This window comes from Streptomyces sp. NPDC001401 (assembly GCF_042895385.1).
GTDB lineage: Bacteria > Actinomycetota > Actinomycetes > Streptomycetales > Streptomycetaceae > Streptomyces.
This window is the reverse complement of the sequence record NZ_JBIAWI010000013.1, coordinates 185,062-208,355: the sequence shown is the minus strand read 5'-3', so window position 1 is coordinate 208,355 and position 23,294 is coordinate 185,062. Positions and strand designations below refer to the sequence as shown.

The window sequence follows — 23,294 nt, the reverse complement described above, 5'->3', positions numbered from 1 at the left end:
CTAGGAGGGTTTCCAGCTGTGATCACCGTTCTGGAGGGCGCGCCGCCCATGGCGGCGGCGATCGGCGCGCTGCGTGCGAGCCTGCTCGACGGGCTCGACCCGGAGGCCGGTCCGCCGCGTTCGGCCGTCCCGGTGCCGCAGGGGCAGCTCCTGCTCATGCCCGCCCACTGGGGCGCCTACGCCGGAGTCAAGGTGGTGACCGTGGCACCGGACAACCCGGCGCGGGAACTGCCACGGATCCAGGGCAACTACCTTCTGCTGGACGGCGAGACCCTCACCCCGCTGGCCCTGCTGGACGGGATCGCGCTCACCAACGTACGCACCGCGGCGGTGTCGGCCGTGGCCGCCGACGCGCTCGCCGCACCGGACGCGAGCCGACTGGTGCTGTTCGGGACGGGGCCGCAGGCACGGTCGCACCTCGAGGCCCTGAGGTGCGTCCGGCCGATCCGGGACGTCGTGGTCGTCGGCCGGGACGCCGAGCGCACGCGCGCGTTCGCCGATGACATCGGGGCGCGAGTCGGCAGTGCGGACGATGTGGCGGACGCGGACGTCGTGGCCTGCTGCACCACGGCACGCACGCCGCTGTTCGACGGATCGCTGCTGCCCGCGCACGCGACCGTGGTGGCCGTCGGATCGCACGAGCCGGACGCCCGGGAGGTCGACGAGACGGCTGTCGGCCGTTCCACGGTTGTGGTGGAGGCGGTTTCGGCCGCGCTGCGCGAGGCCGGCGACATCGTACTGGCCGTGCAGGCAGGGGCGATCGATCCCGACACGCTGGTCGGCCTCGCCGATCTCGTGCGGGGCAAGGCCCAACTCCCGCCGCAGCGGCCGCGGTTGTTCAAGAGCGTGGGCATGGCCTGGCAGGACCTGGTGGTCGCCGCCGCCCACTTCGAGGCGGCGCGGGCATGACGGCGGTGGTGGCCGGGGACGCCGGGCGCGGTACTCGGCCGATGCCTCGATGACTCCTGAACGGAGCCGGAGGTCGGGGTACCCGGACTGTATGTCGCGTATCGGCCGGCGGGCGGGCACGAGTCGGGAGGGCGGACTCGGACCTCTCCGATCGCTACGGTCGCGGATCCCATCGCTCGGCGCCCGTGGCTGCGACCAGCACAAATACGGACTTCCGCGGTGGACTCCGACCACGCATGACCTGTGCATGACCTATGCGTGGGGTGATCTTTGCCTGGCATGGTCCACCGTTCGTCTGTGCTTCACGCAGTACCGGCCCGGGGCTTCTAGGGTTACGGCGCCGCCTCCCCCCGCACGTGCCCGTCACCTCTGTCCGGAGGACAGTCATGACCGCCGTAAAGGCTTCCAAGCGCACCAGGCACCCCCTCGCCGCACTCGCCGGGGCCGTCGCCCTCACCGCCACGTCGATCGGCGTGTGGGCCGCAACGGCCTCCACCGCTCAGGCCGCCGCTCTCCCGACCCCCGACCACGTGGTGGTCGTGGTGATGGAGAACCACGCCTACTCGCAGGTGATCGGAAGCTCCAGCGCCCCGTACATCAACAACACCCTCAAGGCGGGTGGCGCCAACCTCACCCAGTCCTACGGTCTCACCCACCCCAGTGAGCCGAACTACTACATGCTCTTCTCGGGCTCCAACCAGGGCCGCACCGACGACAGTTGTGTCGGCGTCGGGTCCATCTCCGCGCCGAACCTCGCCTCCGAGCTGATCGCCGCGGGCAAGACCTGGAAGAGCTACAACGAGTCGCTGCCCAGCCAGGGTTCGACGACCTGCAGCAGCGGCAACTACGCGCAGAAGCACAACCCGTGGTTCGGCTTCTCCAACGTGCCGACGAACACCGCGATGACCTTCGCGCAGTTCCCGACCGACTACACGACCCTGCCGAAGGTCTCCTTCGTCGTCCCGAACCTGTGCAGCGACATGCACGACTGCTCGGTCGCCACGGGCGACACCTGGATCAAGAACAACCTGGGCGCGTACGCCACTTGGGCCCAGACGCACAACAGCATCCTCGCCGTCACCTTCGACGAGGACAACAAGCTGTCCGGCAACCGCATCCCGACCGTCTTCTACGGGCAGCACGTCACCCCGGGGAGCTCCAGCTCGACCACCTACAACCACTACAACGTCCTGCGCACGGTGGAGGACCTGGCCGGGCTGAGCGCCCACGCGGGCAACGCCGCCTCGGCGTCCGACATCACCGGCATCTGGAACTGACGCCCGTGTATCTCGCGGACTCCCGCAGCACCAAGGCCGCCGTCGCCCCGGACACCCGTCCGGGGCGGCGGCCGGCCGCTGTCCCCGGCACCGTGCTGGCCCTGGGTGCGGTCAGCCTGATCACGGACGTCTCCTCGGAGATGGTCACGGCCGTCCTGCCGCTCTACGTGGTCGCGGGCCTGGGACTGTCGCCCCTCGGCTTCGGTCTCCTCGACGGCATCAACAACGGCGTGGGGGCGCTGGTCAGGCTGGCCGGCGGCCATCTCGCCGACGGGGGCGGCCGCCGCCACAAGGTCATTGCGGGCTTCGGCTACGGCCTGTCGGCGCTGTGCAAGCCGCTGCTGCTGCTCGCCCACACCCTCCCCGTACTCAGTGCCGTGCTCGCGGTCGACCGCACCGGCAAGGGGCTGCGCACCGCCCCCCGGGACGCGATGATCTCGCTGGCCACCGAACCCGAGCACCGGGGAAGGGCGTTCGGGGTGCACCGCGCCATGGACACCACCGGCGCGCTGCTCGGCCCGCTCGTCGCCTTCGCGGTACTGCGGGCCACCGTCGACGGCTACGACGCGGTCTTCGCGGTCAGCGGCTGCATCGCCGTGCTCGGGGTCCTGGTGCTGGTGCTGTTCGTGCCCCGCCGTGTCGACCCCGCCGGTGCCGTACAGCTGCCCGAGCCGGCCCGGCCGGCGCTGCGCGACTCGCTGGGCCTGCTGCGCCGCCCGGAGCTGCGCCGGCTCACCGTGTGCGCGGCCCTGCTCGGTCTCACCACCGTCAGCGACTCCTTCCTCTATCTGCTGCTCCAGCGCGACGGGGACCTGTCGGCCGACCTGTTCCCGCTGCTGCCGCTGGGCACTGCCGCCGTCTTCCTGCTGCTCGCCGTCCCGCTCGGCGCACTCGCCGACCGCATCAGCCGCCGTCGGCTCTTCCTGGCCGGCCACGGGGTCCTGCTGCTCGGCTACGGCCTGGTGCTCTCCCCCTGGCACGGCATTCCCGCCGTGGTCGCCGTCCTTGTGCTGCACGGCACGTTCTACGCGGCCACCGACGGGGTTCTTGCGGCCGCCACCGCCGGAGCCGTGCCGGCGCAGCATCAGGGCGCCGGGCAGGCGCTGGTGGGCACCGGCCAGGCGCTGGCGCGGTTCGCCTGCTCGCTCGCCTTCGGCGCGGCCTGGAGCCTGTGGGGCGGCCGCACCGCGCTCGCCGTCACCGCCGCCGCCCTGGCCGTCAGCGCCGTCGTGGCCTCGTTCGTCCTTCGCCCCGCCGACCAAGCGTCCCCCGCCGAGGTGTCCGTATGACCCGAACCACCCGTCTGGTGATCCTGCTGGCCGCCGTCCTGCTGCTCGGCGGCGTCGGCACCGGGGCGGTGCTGTACGCCGCCCACCGGTCGGGCATGAAGGACCAGCAGCAGGCGAACGGTCCCACCGTGAAGACCGGGACCGTCTCGCTCCGGCCGACGGCCGACCGCCGGCTGCTGGTGCGCAACCTGGCCTGGGGCCCGCACCGCGACGAGATCGCCACCGTGCCCGCCGACGATCCGCAAGGACCGCGCACCGCGTCCGGCGTCAAGTGCCTGCGCTTCCATGCGGCGGCCGGTACCGGCATCTGCCTGCAGGCCGTGCACGGCACGCTGCGGGACACCTACCGGGCGGTGGTGCTCGACGCGCACCTGCACGAGCTGCACCGCTTCCCCGCCGCGGGCATCCCCACCCGGGCCCGGGTCTCGCCCTCCGGCCACATGGTGGCCTGGACGGTCTTCGTCAGCGGCGACTCCTACGCCGGCACCAAGTTCTCCACCCGCACCGCCGTCGTCGACACCCGCACCTGGAAGATCGACGACAACCTGGAGACCTTCCGCATCATCAAGGACGGCCGGACCTACCGCGCCGCGGACACCAACGTCTGGGGCGTCACCTTCGCCGACGACAACCGCTTCTACGCCACGCTGGCGACGGGCGGCAAGACCTACCTCGTACGAGGAGACGTCGGCGCACGCACCCTCACCACCGTGCACCCCAACGTCGAATGCCCCTCCCTCTCGCCCGACGGCACCCGCATCGCCTACAAGAAACGCATCAAGGGAGCCTCACCCGACGCCCCCTGGCGGCTGTACGTCCTGAACCTGCGCACCATGACGGAGACCTCGACCGCCGAGCAGCGCAACATCGACGACCAGGCTCTGTGGTCCGACAACTCCACCCTCGTCTACGCCCTCCCCGGCGACTACGGCTCGGACCTGTGGACCGTCCCGGCCGACGGCAGCGGCACGGCCCGCCGGCTGATGACGTCGGCCGTCGCCCCCGCCTACCTGGGGTGACGGGCCGCCCGCAGTGGTTGCCGCGGGGCGACCGCAGCACAGTTGAACATGTTCAATTAATCCGCGATGATACGTCTGGCCATCGGGGGCACTGGACGAGAGGACCACGGTCATGACGAGCTCGCTGCTCACGCCACGAGGTCGTCCCCGCGCCGGTACGACCGGCGGGGGAATGGCGGCGGGGAGCACCGCCCCGACGCGGATCCTCGACTGGCGGCATCCGCAGGTCGCTTCCCTGCTTCGGCAGATCGGCACGACGGCGGACTCGGGGGCCGCCACGGACCCCGACCGCCGGACGGCGGACCTGCGCCGGGCCCACCGGGTGATCGCCGCAGCCGTGCAGCCGGTGTACTCGGTGCAGGACGAGCGGCCCGTGTCCGAGGTGCTGCGCCGTGGCCGCGGCTCGTGCAGCCAGCGGCTGGCCGTGCTGGAGGCGGTGGCGCGGGCATCCGGGGTGGCCACTCGGGTGCGCGGCCTGCTGGTCGACGGGACGTTCTGGTATCCGCGATTCCCGCGGCTGCGCCGGATCGTCCCGGACCAGGTTCTGCTGGCCTGGCCGGAGTTCCGCCTCGAGGAGCTGCCGCCGACCACCCGCCCCGCCACCCACTGGCTGGCGGTCTCGGAACTCTTCGGCAGCCTCGACGAGTTGAGCGACGGTCGTGGTGGCGGCTTCACCAATGCCGGTGCCGAGACGCTCTTCGAGGCGCTGTCCAGGACGGCGATCGACTGGGACGGGGTGACGCTCTGCCCGGCCGACGGCGCCGCGTGCGATCTCTCGGCCTACGTCCTGGCGGACCTGGGTCACTTCGACTCGCGCGACGAACTCTTCGCCCGGCACGGCCAGACCCTGTGCAGGACGGCGAGGATCCTGGCCGAGCCCGTCCTGGGGCGTCGCCTCGCGGCGGGCGCCTGAGAGCCGGCAGTGCGGCCGCCCGCCGGGGCGCCGTCAGCGGACCGCCGAGCCCAGGGCGGCCTCGAAGGTCGGGTGCTCGAAGGTGAAGCCCGAGTCCAGGAGGCGCCCCGGCACCACCCGCTGGCTCATCAGGATGCCGTCGGCGAACTCCCCGAGCACCAGCCGCAGGGCGAAGCCGGGCACGGGCACAACCGTGGGGCGGTGCAGGGCCTTGCCGATGGCGGCGGTGATGTCCCGGTTCGTCGCGGGGTGCGGGGTGGTCATGTTGACCGGGCCGTCGACCGAGTCGGTGTCGATGATGTGGCGCAGGGCGCGGACCGTGTCGGGGAGGGAGATGTAGCTCCAGTACTGGCGGCCGTTGCCCAGCCGCCCACCGAGCCCCGCCCGGGCCAGCGGCAGCAGACGGCCCATCGCCCCGCCCGCCGCCGACACGACGATCCCGAAGCGGGTGGTGACGACCCGCGTCCCGGCCGCCCGGGCGCCCCCGGCGGCGGCTTCCCACTCCTGGCACACGCCGGCCAGGAAGTCCTGCCCCGGCCTGCCCGACTCGTCCACCACCGCCTGCCCGGTCTCGCCGTAGTAGCCGACGGCGGAGCCCGATACGAACACCGCCGGCGGCTTCTCGCAGCCGCCGATCGCCGCGACCAGAGCGCCGGTGCCGCGCACCCGGCTCTCGCGGATCTCCTTCTTGTACGCGGCGGTCCACCGGCGGTCGCCGACCCCGGCGCCGGCCAGCCCGACCACAGCGTCCGCGCCGTCGAGCACCGCCGGATCCACCCCGCCCGTGCGCGGCTCCCAGCGCGCCTCGACGCTTCCGTCGGCCCGACCCTGCGGCTCCCGCCGGACCAACCGGGTCACGCGGTGACCGTCGGCCAGCAGCGACGCGGCGAGTGCGCCGCCGATCAACCCTGAGGAACCACTGATGACGACGTGCATGGGAACCGGCCTCGATCCGGGAGCGGGAAACCAATCGGTGCGTTTGACTCTTCAAACATACACCCGTTCTCTCACAACAGCGGGCGGCAACTGGCGGTCGGCGTCCAGGGTGCACTGCCACTCGGGCGGCACATTCAGGCGTCCGGCCCCTGCTCATAGCCCCTCAGAGCATGAGGAACTCGGACAGCCCGGTCAGCAGCCGGTCGACGTCCTCCGTGCTGTTGTAGGGCGCGAGGCCCATGCGGAGGCCGCCGGTGTCGCCGAGGCCGAGTCGGCGGGAGGCCTCGATGGCGTAGAAGGATCCCGACGGGGCGTGGACGCCTCGCTCGGCGAGGAAGCGGTAGGCGTCCGTCGTGGAGCGGCCTTCGAACGTCAGCAGCAGGGTGGGGGTGCGGTCGGCCGCCCTGGAGTGGATCGTGATGCCTTCTAGCGAGGACAGTCCCTTGTCGATCTGGGTGCGCAGGCTGTGTTCGTGCGCTTCGAGCGCGGCGAACGCGGCGGCCAGGCGCTGTCGGCGCGTTCCCGTGGCGTCCGGGTCGAGGCGGGTGAGGAAGTCGACCGCGGCGGTGGTTCCCGCGAGCAACTCATAGGGCAGCGTGCCCAGTTCGAAGCGCTCGGGGACCGCGTTTGTGGAGGGCAGGAGCTTGTCCGGCCACAGGGTCTCCAGCAACTCCGGCCGGGCGGCGAGGACTCCGTGGTGCGGGCCGAGGAACTTGTACGGGGAGCAGGCGAAGAAATCCGCGCCGAGCCCCTCCAGGTCGACCAGCGTGTGGGCGGCGTAGTGGACGCCGTCGACGTAGCTGAGCGCCCCCGCCTCGTGCGCCAGGCGGGAGATCTCGGCGACCGCGGGACGGGTGCCGATCAGGTTGGAGGCGGCGGTGACGGCGACCAGCCGGGTGCGTCGGGAGAGGACGGCGCGGATGTCGTCGAGGGTCAACTCCCCGGTGGCGGGGTCGAAGTCGGCCCAGCGCACGGTGGCGCCGGCCGACGCGGCGGCCTGCACCCAGGGTCGGATGTTGGCGTCGTGGTCGAGGCGGGTGACGACCACCTCGTCCCCCGGCTGCCAGGTCTTGGCGAGGGTGCGGGAGAAATCGTAGGCGAGCTGGGTGGCGCTGCGGCCGAAGACGATCCCCGTCGGATCCGCTCCGAGCAGGTCGGCCATGGCCCGGCGGGCCCCGGTGACGATGGTGTCGGCGTTGCGCTCCCCCGGCGCCACCTGACCCCGGTTCGACAGGGGGTTGGACAGTGCGTCGGCGACGGCCCGGATGACGGGCTGCGGGGTCTGGGTGCCGCCTGGGCCGTCGAAGTGTGCCGTTCCGGCTGTCAGGGCGGGGAATTGGGAGCGGATGGCGGTGATGTCGTACGTCACGGGAAGCTCCTGCGGGTACCGGGCCGGGGCACAAGATCCTCCGCGATCGGCGGCGCCGTGGCAACAGGCGGGTCAGCCACCTGTGCGCAGGACGCGGGACAGGCCCAGCGCCGCCGTCCGTACCGCGGGGGCCAGCTGGGCGGGGCTGAAGCGGGTACGGGGTACGGCCACCGAGAGGGCGGCGACCGTGGTGCCGCCGGCGAACACGGGAGCGGCGATGCAGCTCACGCCCGGGGCGGCCTCCTGCTCCTCGTAGGCGAGGCCGGAGACCTGGATCTTCTCCAGGGCCATGCGCAGGCGGGCCGGGTCGGTGATCGAGTGGGGCGTGAGGCTCGGCAGGGGGCGCGAGAGCACCTCCTCGGTGAGTTCGGTACCGGAGAAGGCCAGCAGGGCCTTGCCGACCGCGGTGCAGCTCAGCGGCAGGCTGCCGCCGATGCGGGAGGGCAGCTGGAGGGCCTCGTGGCCGTGGATGCGTTCGAGGTAGACGACGTCCATGCCCTCGCGCACGCCGAGATGGACGGTCTCGCGGGTGGCCTCGAACAGGTCCTGGAGAAAGGGCAGGGCCGTCTCCCGCAGATCCAGCCGGTGCGGCACCAGAGAGCCCAGCTCGAACAGCTTCGCGCCGAGCCGGTACTGCGGGCCCGACCGCTCCAGCCAGCCCAGCCGGACGAGGTCGGCGGCCAGCCGGTGCACGGTGGGCTTGGGCAGCCCCGCCCGCTCGGAAAGTTCCGCCAGACGGAACGGACCACCGCCGGGACTGAAGCACTCCAGGATGAGCGCCGCCTTCTCGAGCATGCTGCCGCTGGGGTTGTTCCGTGTCACGGAACAGAGTTTGTCGCTTCGCGCCGACGGTGTCTATACCGGAGTCGACCCACCGCTCCCCCTGGAGGTATCGCATGCCGCCCGCTCCACCTGCCGTGGTCAAGGCCGCCGACCTGCTGGCGGAGGCCGCCCGTACCCGGGCCGCCTGTCCGCCGGTGCGCGACCTGTTCGACGACGGCGACCTCGAGTCCGCCTACGCCGTGCAGCAGCTCAATGTGCGGCGCTGCCTGGACGCCGGACGGCGGATCGTCGGCCGCAAGATCGGCCTGACCTCCCCGGCCGTACAGGCCCAACTCGGCGTGGGCCAGCCGGACTTCGGCGCACTGTTCGCGGACATGGCCGTGCCCGACGGCGGCGAGGTGGCCGCCGGGCGGCTCCTGCAGCCCAAGGTGGAGGCCGAGGTCGCGCTGGTGCTGGGCCGGGACCTGCCGCACGCCGAGTGCACGGTCGTCGACGTGCTGCGCGCGGTCGACTTCGCGCTGCCCGCCCTGGAGATCGTCGACAGCCGGGTGCAGGGATGGGACATCTCCCTCCTCGACACCGTCGCCGACAACGCCTCCTGCGGCCTGTACGTGCTGGGCGCCGCCCCCGTGCCGCTGACCGCCGTGGACCTGCGCACCGTGACGATGACCATGGCGAAGGGCGGCGGGACGGTCTCCGAGGGCACCGGTGCCGACTGTCTCGGCGGCCCGCTCAACGCGGCGGTCTGGCTGGCCTCCGCGCTTTCGGAGCGGGGCGATCCGCTGCGCGCGGGCGACCTGGTGCTGACCGGGGCGCTCGGACCGATGGTCCCGGCCGCCCCTGGCGATGCGTTCGAGGCTCGTATCTCGGGCCTGGGCTCGGTGCGGGTGGCCTTCGCCACGGAAGGGGACGATCAGTGAGCAGCAGGACGAAGGTCGCCATCATCGGCTCCGGCAACATCGGCACCGACCTCATGATCAAGGTGCTGCGGCTGTCGGACAGCCTGGAGATCGCCGCGATGGCCGGCATCGACCCGGCCTCCGACGGCCTGGCACGCGCCCGCCGGCTGAAGGTCGCCACCACCCACGAGGGCGTCGAGGGACTCGTCGCCCTGGACGAGTTCGCCGACGTCGAGATCGTCTTCGACGCGACCTCGGCCGGCGCCCACCGCCACCACGACGAGGTGCTGCGCCCGCTGGGCCGCACCCTCGTCGACCTCACCCCGGCCGCCCTCGGCCCCTACGTCGTCCCCCCGGTCAACGGCGACGCCCACCTCGACGCTCCCAACGTCAACATGGTCACCTGCGGCGGCCAGGCCACCATCCCGATAGTCGCCGCCGTGGGCGCGGTCGGCCCGGTCCACTACGGCGAGATCGTCGCGTCCATCGCCTCCCGCTCGGCGGGCCCCGGCACCCGGGCGAACATCGACGAGTTCACCGAGACGACGTCCGCCGCCGTCGAGCGGGTCGGCGGGGCCTCGAAAGGCAAGGCGATCATCGTCCTCAACCCGGCCGAACCCCCGCTGATCATGCGGGACACCGTGCACTGCCTGGTCTCCGACTGCGCCACCGAGGCCGTCACGGCGTCGGTCGAGGAGATGGTCGGCCGGGTCCAGGCGTATGTGCCCGGCTACCGGCTCAAGCAGAAGGTGCAGTACGAGCGGGTGGCCGCCGACGACCCCCTGCGCACCCTCGCGCCGGGTGCGGAGGAGGCCCTGAAGGTGTCCGTCTTCCTCGAGGTCGAGGGCGCCGCCCACTACCTCCCGGCCTACGCCGGAAACCTCGACATCATGACCTCGGCCGCGCTGCGCACCGCGGAACGCATGGCCGCCCTCCCCCACTCCCGGCTTCGCTCGAGCGAGGCGACCCCCATCGCCACGGAGGTGGCCTCCCGATGACCCGCCTGTACATCCAGGACGTCACCCTCAGGGACGGCATGCACGCCGTCCGCCACCGCTACACCACAGGCCAGGCCCGCACCATCGCGGCCGCCCTGGACGCGGCCGGCGTGGCCGCGATCGAGATCGCCCACGGCGACGGCCTGGCCGGCTCCAGCATCAACTACGGCGTCGGCGCCCACACCGACTGGGAGTGGATCGAGGCCGTCACCGACGCCGTACGGCAGGCGGTCCCCACCACCCTGCTGCTGCCCGGCATCGGCACGGTCCACGACCTCAAGCAGGCGCACGCCCTGGGCATCCGCTCGGTCCGTGTCGCGACCCACTGCACCGAGGCCGACATCTCCGCCCAGCACATCGCCGCGGCCCGCGAGCTGGGCATGGACGTCGCCGGGTTCCTGATGATGTCCCACATGGCGGAACCGGCCGAACTCGCCCGCCAGGCGGGACTGATGGAGTCGTACGGCGCCACTTGCGTCTATGTCACCGACTCCGGCGGCCGTCTGACCATGGACGGCGTTCGCGACCGCTTCCGCGCCTACCGCGAAGTCCTGTCCCCGGAGACGGAGTTGGGCATCCACGCCCATCACAACCTCGCCCTGGGAGTGGCCAACTCCGTCGTCGCCGTGGAGAGCGGCGCGATACGCGTCGACGCCTCCCTCGCCGGGCAGGGCGCGGGGGCGGGCAACTGCCCGCTGGAGGCGTTCGTCGCGGTCGCCGACCTCATGGGCTGGCAGCACGCCTGCGACCTGTTCCCGCTGATGGACGCGGCCGACGATCTCGTACGGCCGCTGCAGGACCGCGAGGTACGGGTGGACCGCGAGACCCTCAGCCTCGGCTACGCCGGCGTGTACTCCAGCTTTCTGCGCCATGCCGAGACCGCGGCCGCCCGCCACGGTCTGGACACCCGCAGCATCCTCGTCGAGGTCGGCCGACGGGCCATGGTCGGCGGCCAGGAGGACATGATCACCGACATTGCGCTGGACCTGGTCGCGCGGGCGGAGGCCTCCTCCTGATCGAAAATCTCTGGCAGTTCGAGTACGCCGAAGGTTACGATCCCCGCGATGACTACTCACTCTGCTGTCAGATTGGGGGTCCCGTCCGCGCAAGGTGAGTGCTGATGCACACTCACAACGCGAACGGGGACTCCTCCCTCTCCCCCTGGCGCCTCTCCTTCTGGCTGCGCGTGCGCGAGTTCGCCGTGCCGCCCTCCTTGATCGAGACCGCGACCGCCCGGCGCCGCGTCGGCGACTGGGCCGGAGCGTGTGCCGCCGCAGGCGTTGACGTCGACCTGAGTCTGCGCTCCGTGGCAGGCACTCACGGCCGGGCGCTCGCGGCCCAAGTCCGGTCGGATCTACGCCAGTTGGCGCCGGACCTGCTGCGCTGGCACATGCCGAGGATCGCTCCCGACGGGTTGCTGCGCCCGGGGCTGACCATCGCCCTGGCCCGCTACGACACGGCGGAGCGCGACGGACCGGGTCCGGTGCACCTCGTGGTCCGGACGCCGCCGGCCTGGGCGGACGCCGGGCAGCGGATCAGCCTCGGGCTGTGGGACGGATCCCACTCCGAGGCCGCAGCCCGCCGTCATCCGCATCCTCGTCCCAGCCGGCGCTTCCGTCTCGATCTGCACCGGCATCTGTGGGATGCGAGCAGGGCCGCTGAGCTGCGGATCCGGTCCGGTGCCGATCGGCCGGCCGAGCCCGAACACCTCGTACCGGAACCGGAGTTGCTGAAGACGGTGCCGCACTGGCATCGCTGCGCCGTCGACCGGTGGGCCGCCGAGGCGGGGATTGTGCTCCGCGCCGAAGGGCGGCAAGGACCCACCGGTTCCGTCCTCGTGCGGCTCGGGGGTCGGCATCGACTGGTCCTGGACGTGAACCTCAGAGGGCAGTTCTCGGCGGTGCGGCTCGCAGACGGTGCCCGGTCCACGCGCGCGTACGGCTCCGCGCTTCCGGTCCTCCCCGATGCGGGAACCTGGGTACCGCCCGACCTGGAACTGCTGCGCACCGGTTCGATCGAGGCCGATCGGCTGCACCCGTTGGTCGCCGCCGCGCTCGTACCGGACCACTCGCCCGGTCCGGCGGGCGCCGCGGAGCCGCGGGGACATCCGCGTCTCGTGGAATGCCGTGGATCGCGGCACCGGATCGGTCTGGTCGACGGCGTACTGGCTCCGCTGGACCACGAGCCGGCCGAAATCCGGCGGGAGGAGCTGCTGGTCGCGCTGACCGGGACTCCGCTCCCCTGCCTTCAGGCGATCGACGAGGCCCACCGTCGTCCGGACTGTCTCACGGGTGTCCGTGAACGCCTGGACCACGGTGACATCGCCGGCGCACTGGCCGTCGTCGAGGGCCTGCTCGGTCCCGACGCGGCGCTGCGCGACGGCCCGCTGCGGGACGAACTCGAGGCGGCCGCGGAGCGGCGCATCACCTACGGGCTGTTCAGGGCGGGCCTGATCGGGCCCGAGGACCCGCCTGCCCGTGTCCGCCCCCGAGACGACCGCCGCCGCCCCCGTGCCCGCCGCTTGCGCCTGCGCCAAGCGACCTTCTACTGACCCGCGGTCCCTGTTCCCGCGCCTGCTCATTCGGCTCACCACGAACCCAAAAGGTGATCAAACATGTCTGCACACATTCCGTTCCTTGCCGCTTCCCAACTCGACGTGGCCGACGAGTTGTTGACCCTGCTGCGCGACGCAACCACCGAGCCCCGCCCCGACACCCAGCTCGAGGCGCTGACGCTGGCCGTGGCCGCCGATCTGCCCGTGCTGCTGTGGGGCGAGCCGGGGATCGGCAAGACAGCGGCCCTGACCCAGCTCGCCACGGCCCTGGACCTCCCGCTGACCACGGTGATCGCCAGCGTGCACGAGCCGTCCGACTTCTCCGGGCTGCCCGTCGTGGGAGACGATCCCGCGGAACAGGGTGTCCCGATGGCCCCGCCGGACTGGGCGGTTCGCCTGGTGCGGGCCGGACGGGGGCTGCTGTTCCTGGACGAGCTGTCCACCGCGCCGCCCGCGGTGCAGGCCGCGCTGCTGCGCCTCGTGCTGGAGCGACGGATCGGCGCCCTCCAACTGCCGCCCGGGGTACGGATCGTGGCCGCCGCCAATCCGCGCTCCTCGGCGGCCGACGGCTGGGAGCTGAGCCCGCCGCTGGCCAACCGTTTCGTCCACCTCCAGTGGACCCACGACCACGAGGTCGTCGTACGCGGCCTCGGCGGGACCTGGCCCCGGGCCACCCTGCCGCGGCTGTCCCCGGAGAAGCTGTCGGAGGCGGTGGACTTCGCCCGCCGTGCGGTGTGCGGGCTGCTCTCCGCGCGCCCCAAACTCGTGCACCAGCTGCCCGGCAACGAAATGCGGCGGGGCGGCGCCTGGCCGTCACCCCGGAGCTGGGAGATGACGCTGTGCCTGATCGCCTTCGCGACCGCGGCCGGCTCCTCCCGGGACGTGCTCTCCCTGCTGGTGCGCGGCACGGTGGGCGACGGCCCGGGCCTTGAACTGCTGGCCAGTCTGGACCGGTTGGACCTGCCGGACCCCGAGGTGCTGCTCGCCGACCCTGCGGGGGCCGAGCTGCCCGAGCGGGGTGATCTGCGCCAGGCCGTGCTCGACGGTGTGGTGGCGGCGGTCCGGGGCCGCCCGGAGAAGTCCCGCTGGGACGCGGCGTGGGCGCTCCTGGTCCGCGCGTTGGAGACCGGAGCGCCGGACCTGGTGGTGGTGCCCGCGACCACGCTCGCCACGCTGCGCCGCGAGGACTGGGACGTACCGGCAGCGATCGAGAAGCTCGCCGGAGCGGTGTCCGTGTCCCGGCGGGCGGATCAGGCGGCGGCCCGCACCGCTCTCACCGCGAAGGCCGGCCGATGAGCCCCGAGGCGCCCGGGGCACTGGACCTCGACAAGCTCTTCGCCGCCCGGCTGCACGCCGTCCGGGCCCGCCCCTACCTGGCGACCGCGCTGTTCGCCCTGCACACCGTCGAGTCGCGGCAGGTCCCGACGATGGCCGTCGACCGGCACTGGCGCTGCTATGTCTCGCCGGCGTTCGTGGACCGGATGCCGGTGGAGGAGCTGGCGGGCGTATGGGTGCACGAGGTGTCGCACCTGCTGCGCGACCACCACGGGCGCAGTGACCGGGTCGCCCGGGAGCGCGGGCTGACCGGCCCCGGCGAACGGCTGCGGATGAACATCGCCGCGGACTGCGAGATCAACGACGACGTCTACGGCGACGGGCTGGTCCGGCCCCGGGGCGCGGTGCGCCCGACGACCTTGGGGCTGTCCGAGGGGCAGCTCATGGAGGACTACCTGCGCCAGTTCACGCTCGGCGCGCGGACGCAGAGCATGGCCTGGCTGGACTGCGGCAGCGGCGCCGACGGACTGGAACGGGAGTGGGAGTCGGGCCTGGACGGCGCGCACGGCCTGAGTGCGCAGGAACAGGACGCGGTGCGGTTCCGGGTGGCGCAGGGGCTCAAGGGTCGTCCGGGGAACGCCCCGGAGGGGTGGCGGCGGTGGGCCGAGCAGGCGTTCCATCCGCCGCAGCCGTGGCGGGAGTTGCTGGGCGCGGCGGTCCGCTCCGCGGCCTCCGGATCGGGCGCGGGCGAGGACTACAGCTACGGGCGGCCCGCGCGGCGCTCGGCGGGGCTGCCCGGCGTCGTACTGCCGAGCCTGCGGCGCAGACCGCCCCGGGTCTCGGTGATCATCGACACGTCCGCGTCGGTCAGTGACACCGAACTGGGCAGCGCGCTCCTGGAGGTCGCCGCGATCTCGCGTGCCGTGGGCGGCCGCCGCGACCTGGTCACCGTGGTGCCGTGCGACGCGGCGGCCCGGATCGCCCACCCGCTGTGCCGGGCCGAGGGCATACCGCTGCTGGGCGGCGGCGGCACGGATCTGCGCACGGGCTTCGCCAAGGCGCTGCGCACCCGGCCGCGCCCCGATGTCGTCGTGGTACTGACCGACGGTCAGACACCCTGGCCGGACACCCGACCGGCGTGCCGGACCGTGGTGGGTCTGTTCCCCAGGCAGTACACGAGCTGGGACGAGGAGGATCCTGACTACGTGCCGGACTCGCCGCCGGCCTGGGCGCGGGTGGTCGACATCGGGTAGGCGCCCGTGCCCGGTCAGGACTACGAAGTGGTAACAGACAGCAACCGTATGGGAGTTGCACTGGTCCAGCCCACCATGAAGATCTCTTTCCTGCTGCACAACGCCTACGGGATCGGGGGCACGATCACCACCACGTTCAATCTGGCGCAGGCGCTGGCAGAGCGGCACGAGGTGGAGATCGTCTCCGTGCTGCGGCACCGGGAGCACCCGAACTTCGCCCTGGACCCGAGGGTGACGCTGCGGCCGCTGGTGGACCTCAGGCACGAGAAGAACCACGAGTCGCATCTGAGGCCGGCGCGGGTGTTCCCCCGTGCCGAGTACCGGTACGGGCAGTACAGCGAGCTGACGGACCGGCGGATCGGCGAGTGCCTCGCCACGACCGACGCCGACGTGGTGATCGGCACCCGGCCGGGGCTCAATGTGCACCTCGCGCTCGAGGCTCCCCGGCACGTCGCACGGATCGGACAGGAACACCTCACCCTGGACAACCATTCACCCCGGCTGCGCAGCGCACTGCGCCGGGCCTACCGCCGGCTCGACGTGGTCACCACGGTGACCGAGGCGGACGCCGGCGCCTACCGGCGCAAGATGCGGCTGCCGGGCGTACGGGTTCAGGCGCTGCCGAACAGCGTGCCGGATCCCGCGCTGCCGGCCGCGGACGGCACCGCGAAGGTGGTCGTCGCGGCCGGCCGGCTGGTCCCGGTCAAACGCTACGACCTGCTCATCGAGGCCTTCGCCGTGGTCGCCGCCGAACACCCGGACTGGCAGCTGCGCATCTACGGCAAGGGCGAGGAGCACGAGCGGCTGCGGCGGCTCATCGCGGACCGCGGCCTGTGCAACAACGTGTTCCTGATGGGTGCGGCGGCCCCGATGGAGGCGGAGTGGGTCAAGGGCTCGATCGGAGCGGCCGCCTCCAACTTCGAGCCGTTCGGCATGACGATCGTCGAGGCGATGCGCTGCGGCCTGCCGGTGGTGAGCACCGACTGCCCGCACGGCCCCGGCGAGATCATCGAGGACGGGGTCGACGGCCGGCTGGTTCCCGTCGGTGACAGTGACGCGCTGGGCGCGGCCCTGCTGGAACTGGTGCGTGACGACGAACGGCGCCGCCGTACCGGCCGTGCGGCCCTGCAGAACGCGCGACGGTTCGCTCCCGGCCCGGTGGTCGAACAGGCCGAGGGCCTGCTGGCCGAGGCGGTCTCGGCGAGAAGGGCGGGCCGGCGGGTCGCACGCGGACGCGCCCGTGTGCACCACGTCCTGGTCGGCCAGGGCTTCGCGGCCCGTGACGCCGCGATGACCGCGGCCGGCACTGTGCGGCGCGCGGTACGCAGGGGGCAGCGGTGAGTACGGAACCACGTGTGGGCTGCGCGGCCGACGCGGACGGCCGGATCACCTTCGATCTGCCGGCGGCGTCGGCGCACGGGCAGCAGTTGCTGCTGCGGCTGCGCCCGAAGAAGGGCCGGCCCGAGCAGTCCCTGCACGTCCTGGAGCCGGAGCCCGCCGAGGACGGCCGCAGTCGCGCCGTCCTGGACGCGCAGCCCCTGCTCGAGGAGGGCCGCTGGGACGTCTACCTGCTGCAGGGACCGGGAGGCGAGCGGCAGCGTCTGCGCCCCGGCCTGCGCGATCTGCGGGCCCTCGTCGACGGCCACCTGCGTGACCGGCCGTCCCCGCTGGCCGTGCGGATTCCCTACGTCACGAAGGACGGCTACCTCGCGGTACGGGCCTGGCTGCGCCCCGCGCACGCCGAGGCCGACGGCATCGATGTCACCGACCAGTCGATGACGGTGGGCGCACGCCTGCACGGGGCATCCCTCGGGGCAGGAGCGGCCGTACAGCTGCGCCTGCGCGGGGGCGACGGAGCCGTACGCACCCTGGAGCCGCGGGTCGGCAGCGACGGCCGGAGCCTCACCTTCACCATCGACTGCGCGGAGTTGGCCGCCGCGACGGACACCGGCAGCGGCGTCTGGAACGTCTTCGTACAGCCTGCGCCGGGCGCACCTCTCATCCGGGTCGCCCGCCTGCTCGACGATGTGGCGGACCGCAAGGAGGTCTTCGTCTATCCGCCGGTCACCGTCGCAGGCACCGTGGTGCGCCCCTATTACACGGTGGACAACGACCTGTCGGTGGAGGTGACCCAGGCCGACTGAAGGGGTGATTTCCCAGCATATCGGGGCCAATCGATTTCGCTACAAGTTCCGAAATTATTCGTGACGGCTCGGCCACGCCGCCGCAACACCGCGTTCGTAGCTTCACTGTCAGCCAATAACGCTGGTTTCTCGCGAAATCCCCAGGAGCCCCCGAGTGTCCAATCCCTCCAGACGCGGTGCCCTGAAACTGACCGCCGGCCTGGCGCTCCTCGGCGCCTCGGCCCTGACCGGCTGCGGTCGCGGCAGTGAGACCGCGGCCGCCAAGACCTCTGCCACGCCCGTCGGCAACAGCCCGGCAACCGGAACCCTGAACGTGTGGGCCGCGCAGGGCGACGCCGACGTCCTGAACAAGGTCATCAAGCCGTTCAAGGCCGCGAACCCCAAGCTCACCGTGAAGTTCACGCTGATCCCGAACGCCGAGTACTACACCAAGCTCCAGTCTGCGATCGCGGCGGGCAAGGGACCGGACGTCGCCCAGTTCTTCCCGGAGTCGCAGGCGCAGTTCCTCGACTCCTCGATCCTGCGGGCCGTACCGCGCGGTCTCGTCGACCCGGACAGCTTCTTCAAGAGCCTGTGGGACGCCGGGGTGGCCGGAGACGTCGCGTACACGGTGCCCTGGTACGCGTACACCTACGCGCTCGTCTACCGCTCCGACCTCGCCAAGAAGGCGGGCGTGAAGGCGCCGACCACATGGGACGGGATGGTGCCGTTCCTCAAGGCGCTCCAGGGCGCGGGCGCCGGGCACGGGCTCGGGGCCGACATCGGCTGGGACGTCTTCAACGGCCAGGACGTCGCGATGTACGCCTGGCAGGCGGGCGGCTCGTTGCTGTCCGGCGGCAAGTGGACGCTCGACACACCGGCGATGGTCGACGCTCTCAAGTACAACGCGTCGTTCTTCACCTCCAAGGCCGCCGACACCAGCGGGCCGACCTTCCTCGACGCGCAGCCGTACTTCGTCTCCGGCAGGACGGCCACGATGATCACCGGACCGTGGGTCATCGGCCAACTCGACACCGCCGCCAAGAAGGACGGCTGGACGGCGTCCCACGTCGCCACCGCACCGCTGCCGGCCGGTTCGTCGGGCAGTGTCTCCTTCTCCGCGGGCGGCAGTTGGGGCGTGCTCGCCAGCAGCGGGAACGCGGACGCGGCCTGGAAGTTCGTCCGGTACCTCGCCAAGCCGGACACGCAGGTCGCGCAGTACAAGGCATACAGCTCGCTGCCGGCCGTGGTCTCCGCCTGGGACGATCAGGCCATCAAGGGGCAGCCGCTGCTCGACGCCTTCCTCGCCCAGCTGAAGAACACGCGGGCGTTTCCGCAGGTGACCACCTGGCAGCAGGTCGCCACCCGGCTGGGCAAGGAGACGGAGGCCGTCGCCAAGGGCACGCAGAGCGCCGCGAAGGCCGCCGCGAACGTGCAGGCGTACGCCGAGAGTCTCGGCACGGGAGCGAAGTGAGGACCCGCCGGACGGCCGTCGCCTGGCTGTTCCTCGCGCCGTTCACGGTGGTGTTCCTGCTCTTCACGGCGATCCCGACCGTCTCGGCGCTCGGTTTCAGCCTCACCGACCTGCGGGGCACGGACCTGCGTCATCCGTTCGCGGTGAACTTCACCGGCCTGGACAACTACCTCCGGCTGTTCCAGGACGACAGCTTCCTGCGGGACATCCTCAACACGGCGGTCTTCGTGGCCGTCGGCGTGCCGCTGACCATGGGCGTCGGGTTCGCGCTCGCCCTGGCGCTGAACTCCGGCATCCGACGGCTGCGCGGCCCCTTCCGCACGGTGTTCTTCGCGCCCGTCGTCACGAACATCGTGGCGGTCGCGCTGATCTGGCGGTACGCCTTCAACGAGAACGGCACCGTCAACAAGGTGCTCGGCGCCGTCGGCCTCGCCGGACCGAACTGGCTGGACGACACGCACCTGGCCATGCCCGTGGTCATCGCGCTCGGCGTCTGGCGCAACTTCGGCACCGCGATGGTGCTGTTCCTCGCCGGTCTGCAGGCGATCCCGCAGGACGTGTACGAGGCGGCCTCGCTCGACGGGGCCGGAAAATGGCGGCAGTTGAGGCACATCACGCTGCCGATGCTGATGCCGACCACGCTGATGGTCTCCGTGCTGCTGACCGTCTTCTACCTCCAGGTGTTCGACGAGCCGTACCTGCTCACCGACGGCGGCCCGCTCGGCTCCACCGAGTCGGTCGCGCTGTACACCTACCACCAGTTCGGAGTGGGCGAGTTGGGCGTGTCCTCGGCCGCGTCCTTCGTGATGCTCGTTCTCGTCGCCCTGGTGAGTGTCGTCCAGTTCCGACTGCTGAGGCCCCGCTCATGACCGCCGTAGCCGCGCTGCAGAACGCCGAACCGACCACCGAGCGCATCGCCGTGCGCCGGCGCTCCGTCTCCCAACCTCTGCTGTACGGCGCCCTGTTGCTGTGCGCGCTGCTCACGCTGCTGCCGTTCGTCTGGGTGCTCGGCGGCTCACTGCGCAGCCTCGACGAGATCCGCTCCGACCCCGGCGCCTGGCTGCCGCAGCACGTCACCTTCGACAACTTCGTCCGGCTGTTCAGGACGCAGGGCTTCGGCCGGTTCCTGGTCAACAGCATCGTCGTCGCGGTGATGGTGGTCGTCGGCAACGTCGTGGCGGCGTCGGCCGCCGGATACGCCCTCGCCAAGCTGGAGTTCGCGGGCAGGAGGCTCGCGTTCGGGGCGGTGATGGCGGCGATGATGGTGCCGATCACCTCGGTGTTCATCACCCAGTTCGTGATCACCGTCGACCTGGGGCTTGCGGACACCCTGACCGGTATCGCGCTGCCCTCGGTCGCCCTGCCGCTGTCGGTGTTCATCATGCGGCAGTACGCGCTGTCGATCCCCGACGACCTGCTGGAGGCGGCCCGGATCGACGGCGCGGGCGAGTTCCGGATCTTCTTCCGGATCTTCCTTCCGCTGGCCGGACCTGCGGTCGCGACGATCACGATCATGTCGTTCCTGTTCTCGTGGAACAACTTCATCTGGCCGCTCATCGTCGCCCAGAGCATGTCGACCTACACACTCCCGGTGGGCCTCGCGGCCACCAGTCAGGCGGCGGCCCACGTCACCGACTACGGCCTGATGCTCGCCGGCGCGATCGTCGTGATGCTGCCGGTGCTGGTGCTCTTCCTGATCCTGCAGCGCTACTTCGTGCAGGGTGTCGCCGGGACGGGGATGCGGTGACCACGACAGACTCGGTGCGGGCTCCCGCGGGCACCATCGTCGGCCGTCGTGACGGCCGGGTACGGCGCTTCCTCGGCATCCCGTACGCCGAAATACCCGTCGGTGTACGGCGGTTCGCGGCGCCGGTCCGGCGCGGCCGGTTCCCCGAGCCGTACGACGCGTCGCGGCACGGCGCCACGGCCCAGGTCGTGCCGCTGTTCGAGACGACCACGATCCCGGAGCCGTCGGTGCCGGGCGAGGACGTGCTGAACCTCGGCGTCGTCGCCCCCGTCGACCGCGAAGGCTGCCCGGTCCTGGTGTGGGTCCACGGCGGCGGCTTCCTGGCGGGGAGCCCGGCCAGTCCCTGGTACGACGGCCGCTCCTTCGCCCGCGACGGAGTGGTCTGCGTGACGGTGGGATACCGCCTGGGCGTCGACGGGTTCGCCCCACTGGACGGCGTACCCGCGAATCTCGGGTTGCGCGACCTGCTGCTCGCTCTCGACTGGGTGCGGGACAACATCGCCGCGTTCGGCGGCGATCCGGACCGGGTCACCCTCGCCGGACAGTCGGCCGGGGGCGCGGCGGTGCTGGCGCTGCTCTCGTCACCGGCGGCGGAGGGGCGCTTCCAACGGGCGGTCAGTCTGTCCGGCGGGTTCTTCGAGGTGGCAGCGGTCAGCACTCGCGGCTTCCTCGAACGGCTCGGGAACAGACTCGCCGTGCCGCCGACGCGCGACGGACTCGCACGCCGCACCAGGGAGCAACTGCAGCGAGGGGTCATGGACTTGCGAGGAGCCGAAGCACTCGTGCTCGGACCGAGCGTGGGCGACGACGTCCTGCCGGTACCCGTCGCCGACGGACTCGCGGTGCACGGACACGACGTACCTCTGCTGCTCGGCGCGACGGGCGACGAGTTCGACGGCCCCACCGCACCCGAATCCGCACGTTCCGCGGGCACCCGCCTCACCGACACCCTGTTCCGCGCCGCCTGCCCACGCGCGGCAGCGGCCCGCCGGTACGCCCCCGCCGGCACCTGGCTGTACTCGTTCGAATGGCCCTCCCCTGCCACCGGAGGCGCCACGCACTGCATCGACATCCCGTTCTTCTACGACGTCCTCGACGCACCCGGTGTCACGGAGGCACTCGGCACCGACCCGCCCGCGGAACTGGCCGCGTCGATGCACGCCGATCTGGTCGGGTTCGTCCACGGCGAGGAACCGGGATGGGCGAGGGCGACCGGGACGCGCGGCGATCCGGCGCGCGAGTACGGCCGGCCCGGCGCGGCGCTCGCCGCCGACACGACGGGCGTGTTCGATCCCGTGGGGCGGACGGAGGTGGAGGCGTGCTGATGGCCGGGATGAACCAGAGCGCCGTCCGACGGGTCAACACCTCGGTCATCCTCCGTGCGCTGGCGGTGTCCGCCGGGCCGATGACGCTGACCGCACTCGCCGAGCAGACCGCCCTGTCGCGCCGCACCATCGAGCTCATCCTGGACTCGCTCGTCGAGGCGGGCTGGGTCAGCGAGTTGGACCGCGTGCCGGCCGTGGGCTGTGCGGGGCGCCCGGCCCGGCGCTACGAACTGCGGGCCGAGCACGCGCTGTTGGCGGCCGCGCAGATCACCACGGAGGACGTGTCCGCGGTCGTCGCCGACGTCCGCGGCCGCATCGTCGGCCGCGCGCACCGGCCGCTGCGCGCCTACCAGGACCCGCAGGCCACGCTCGACGACACGGCGGCGCTGGTGCTTGAGGCGCTCGACGACGCGGGCGGATCGACGGACCGGCTGCGCGCGGGTACGGTGGCGGGCGGCGGTGCGATCGACGACGACGGGGTCGTACGGCGCCTGGTGCACACGACACGCTGGGAAGGCGTGCACCTGCCCGAGGAACTCACCCGGCGCATCCGGGTGCCCTGGTTCGCCGACAACGACTCCAATCTCGGTGCGCTCGCGGAGCGTTGGCGGGGCGTGGCCGGCGACCACGACAACGTCGTATGGGCGATCCTCGGCAACCGGACCGGTCTCGGCATCCTCATCCGGGGTGCCGTGCACCGTGGTCTCGACGGCGCCGCGGGCGAGATCGTCGAGGCGGCGTCCATCCCGACCGGCTCGGTCGAGGACCGCCCGGTGGCCTGGCTCACCTCACCGGAGCCGGCCGGGCGGCGGATCGCGCTCGGCCGGTTCGACGCGGCCAGGGCCGGGGATGCCGCCGCGCTCGCGGAGGTCGACGAGTTCGTGGAGAACATCGCCTCGATCCTCACCACCCTGTCGTGGACGATCGCACCGTCGCTCATCGTGCTCGGCGGCGGTCTGGAGGACGCGGCGGACGTGCTGCTGCCCCGGGTGCGGGAGGCGTTGCGCAACGCCCGTACCCCCGCAGTGGAGTTGCGCGCCACCGGCCTGGGCCGCGACGCCGCGCTCGTCGGCGCCGTCAAGCTGGCGCTCGACCGCATGGACACCGAGCTGTTCGGCCCGCTCGCCCCGGCCCAGTGACCCCCGCACCAC

General features: G+C 72.1%; 21 protein-coding genes. 18 read left to right on the top strand and 3 right to left on the bottom strand.

The window, feature by feature from the left end:
* Positions 1–18: 18 nt before the first annotated feature.
* The 5 genes from ACFY10_RS36025 to ACFY10_RS36005 all read left to right on the top strand — a co-directional run bounded on the left by ACFY10_RS36025 (position 19) and on the right by ACFY10_RS36005 (position 5,407).
* Positions 19–909, top strand: coding sequence for an ornithine cyclodeaminase family protein (locus ACFY10_RS36025; protein WP_390669453.1), 891 nt, complete (start codon positions 19–21; stop codon positions 907–909).
* A 386-nt stretch (positions 910–1,295) separates the two neighbouring features.
* Positions 1,296–2,186 carry an alkaline phosphatase family protein gene (locus tag ACFY10_RS36020; protein ID WP_390669451.1) on the top strand — a complete coding sequence of 297 codons (891 nt, stop codon included), beginning with the start codon at positions 1,296–1,298 and terminating at the stop codon, positions 2,184–2,186.
* A 5-nt stretch (positions 2,187–2,191) separates the two neighbouring features.
* Positions 2,192–3,475, top strand: coding sequence for an MFS transporter (locus ACFY10_RS36015; protein ID WP_390669450.1), 1,284 nt, complete (start codon positions 2,192–2,194; stop codon positions 3,473–3,475).
* Positions 3,472–4,494, top strand: coding sequence for a TolB family protein (locus ACFY10_RS36010; protein ID WP_390669449.1), 1,023 nt, complete (start codon positions 3,472–3,474; stop codon positions 4,492–4,494). Before ACFY10_RS36015 ends, ACFY10_RS36010 begins: the two co-directional genes overlap by 4 nt.
* 112 nt (positions 4,495–4,606) lie before the next feature.
* Positions 4,607–5,407, top strand: coding sequence for a transglutaminase domain-containing protein (locus ACFY10_RS36005; protein ID WP_390669448.1), 801 nt, complete (start codon positions 4,607–4,609; stop codon positions 5,405–5,407).
* 33 nt (positions 5,408–5,440) lie between these two features.
* Here the strand turns inward: ACFY10_RS36005 and ACFY10_RS36000 are convergent, their stop codons facing one another.
* From ACFY10_RS36000 to ACFY10_RS35990, 3 genes are all read right to left on the bottom strand, one after another.
* Positions 5,441–6,343, bottom strand: coding sequence for a TIGR01777 family oxidoreductase (locus ACFY10_RS36000; RefSeq protein WP_390669447.1), 903 nt, complete (start codon positions 6,341–6,343; stop codon positions 5,441–5,443).
* A gap of 163 nt (positions 6,344–6,506) precedes the next feature.
* A complete protein-coding gene (locus ACFY10_RS35995) occupies positions 6,507–7,712 on the bottom strand; it encodes a cysteine desulfurase-like protein (protein ID WP_390669446.1) in 1,206 nt (401 codons plus the stop codon).
* 72 nt (positions 7,713–7,784) lie between these two features.
* Positions 7,785–8,507 (bottom strand): IclR family transcriptional regulator, encoded by a 723-nt coding sequence (locus ACFY10_RS35990; RefSeq protein ID WP_390669535.1) that lies wholly within the window; start codon positions 8,505–8,507, stop codon positions 7,785–7,787.
* Between the two features lie 101 nt (positions 8,508–8,608).
* Here ACFY10_RS35990 and ACFY10_RS35985 point away from each other — a divergent pair, with 101 nt between their 5' ends.
* The 13 genes from ACFY10_RS35985 (at position 8,609) to ACFY10_RS35925 (ending at position 23,282) form a co-directional block, all read left to right on the top strand.
* Positions 8,609–9,415: a 2-keto-4-pentenoate hydratase gene (locus tag ACFY10_RS35985; protein ID WP_390669445.1), complete on the top strand. Its 807-nt coding sequence runs from the start codon at positions 8,609–8,611 to the stop codon at positions 9,413–9,415.
* Positions 9,412–10,392, top strand: coding sequence for an acetaldehyde dehydrogenase (acetylating) (locus ACFY10_RS35980; RefSeq protein WP_390669444.1), 981 nt, complete (start codon positions 9,412–9,414; stop codon positions 10,390–10,392). The genes ACFY10_RS35985 and ACFY10_RS35980 overlap by 4 nt, the downstream gene beginning before the upstream one ends.
* Positions 10,389–11,408 carry a 4-hydroxy-2-oxovalerate aldolase gene (dmpG, locus tag ACFY10_RS35975; protein ID WP_390669443.1) on the top strand — a complete coding sequence of 340 codons (1,020 nt, stop codon included), beginning with the start codon at positions 10,389–10,391 and terminating at the stop codon, positions 11,406–11,408. The genes ACFY10_RS35980 and dmpG overlap by 4 nt, the downstream gene beginning before the upstream one ends.
* A gap of 104 nt (positions 11,409–11,512) precedes the next feature.
* On the top strand, positions 11,513–12,943 hold the full coding sequence (locus tag ACFY10_RS35970; protein ID WP_390669442.1) for a hypothetical protein: 1,431 nt from the start codon (positions 11,513–11,515) through the stop codon (positions 12,941–12,943).
* 63 nt (positions 12,944–13,006) lie between these two features.
* Complete coding sequence (locus ACFY10_RS35965; RefSeq protein ID WP_390669441.1) at positions 13,007–14,242, top strand: AAA family ATPase; 1,236 nt, start codon at positions 13,007–13,009, stop codon at positions 14,240–14,242.
* On the top strand, positions 14,239–15,474 hold the full coding sequence (locus tag ACFY10_RS35960) for a VWA-like domain-containing protein (protein WP_390669440.1): 1,236 nt from the start codon (positions 14,239–14,241) through the stop codon (positions 15,472–15,474). The genes ACFY10_RS35965 and ACFY10_RS35960 overlap by 4 nt, the downstream gene beginning before the upstream one ends.
* Before the next feature lie 75 nt (positions 15,475–15,549).
* Positions 15,550–16,815 (top strand): glycosyltransferase family 4 protein, encoded by a 1,266-nt coding sequence (locus ACFY10_RS35955; protein ID WP_390669534.1) that lies wholly within the window; start codon positions 15,550–15,552, stop codon positions 16,813–16,815.
* Positions 16,812–17,618 carry a hypothetical protein gene (locus ACFY10_RS35950; protein ID WP_390669439.1) on the top strand — a complete coding sequence of 269 codons (807 nt, stop codon included), beginning with the start codon at positions 16,812–16,814 and terminating at the stop codon, positions 17,616–17,618. The genes ACFY10_RS35955 and ACFY10_RS35950 overlap by 4 nt, the downstream gene beginning before the upstream one ends.
* 154 nt (positions 17,619–17,772) lie before the next feature.
* Positions 17,773–19,071 carry an extracellular solute-binding protein gene (locus tag ACFY10_RS35945; protein ID WP_390669438.1) on the top strand — a complete coding sequence of 433 codons (1,299 nt, stop codon included), beginning with the start codon at positions 17,773–17,775 and terminating at the stop codon, positions 19,069–19,071.
* A complete protein-coding gene (locus ACFY10_RS35940) occupies positions 19,068–19,940 on the top strand; it encodes a carbohydrate ABC transporter permease (RefSeq protein WP_390669437.1) in 873 nt (290 codons plus the stop codon). The genes ACFY10_RS35945 and ACFY10_RS35940 overlap by 4 nt, the downstream gene beginning before the upstream one ends.
* Positions 19,937–20,818 (top strand): carbohydrate ABC transporter permease, encoded by an 882-nt coding sequence (locus ACFY10_RS35935; RefSeq protein WP_390669436.1) that lies wholly within the window; start codon positions 19,937–19,939, stop codon positions 20,816–20,818. The genes ACFY10_RS35940 and ACFY10_RS35935 overlap by 4 nt, the downstream gene beginning before the upstream one ends.
* A complete protein-coding gene (locus tag ACFY10_RS35930; protein ID WP_390669434.1) occupies positions 20,815–22,143 on the top strand; it encodes a carboxylesterase family protein in 1,329 nt (442 codons plus the stop codon). Before ACFY10_RS35935 ends, ACFY10_RS35930 begins: the two co-directional genes overlap by 4 nt.
* 8 nt (positions 22,144–22,151) lie before the next feature.
* Entirely contained in the window at positions 22,152–23,282 is a 1,131-nt protein-coding gene (locus ACFY10_RS35925) for an ROK family protein (RefSeq protein WP_390669533.1), read from the top strand.
* The last annotated feature ends 12 nt before the right edge of the window (positions 23,283–23,294 follow it).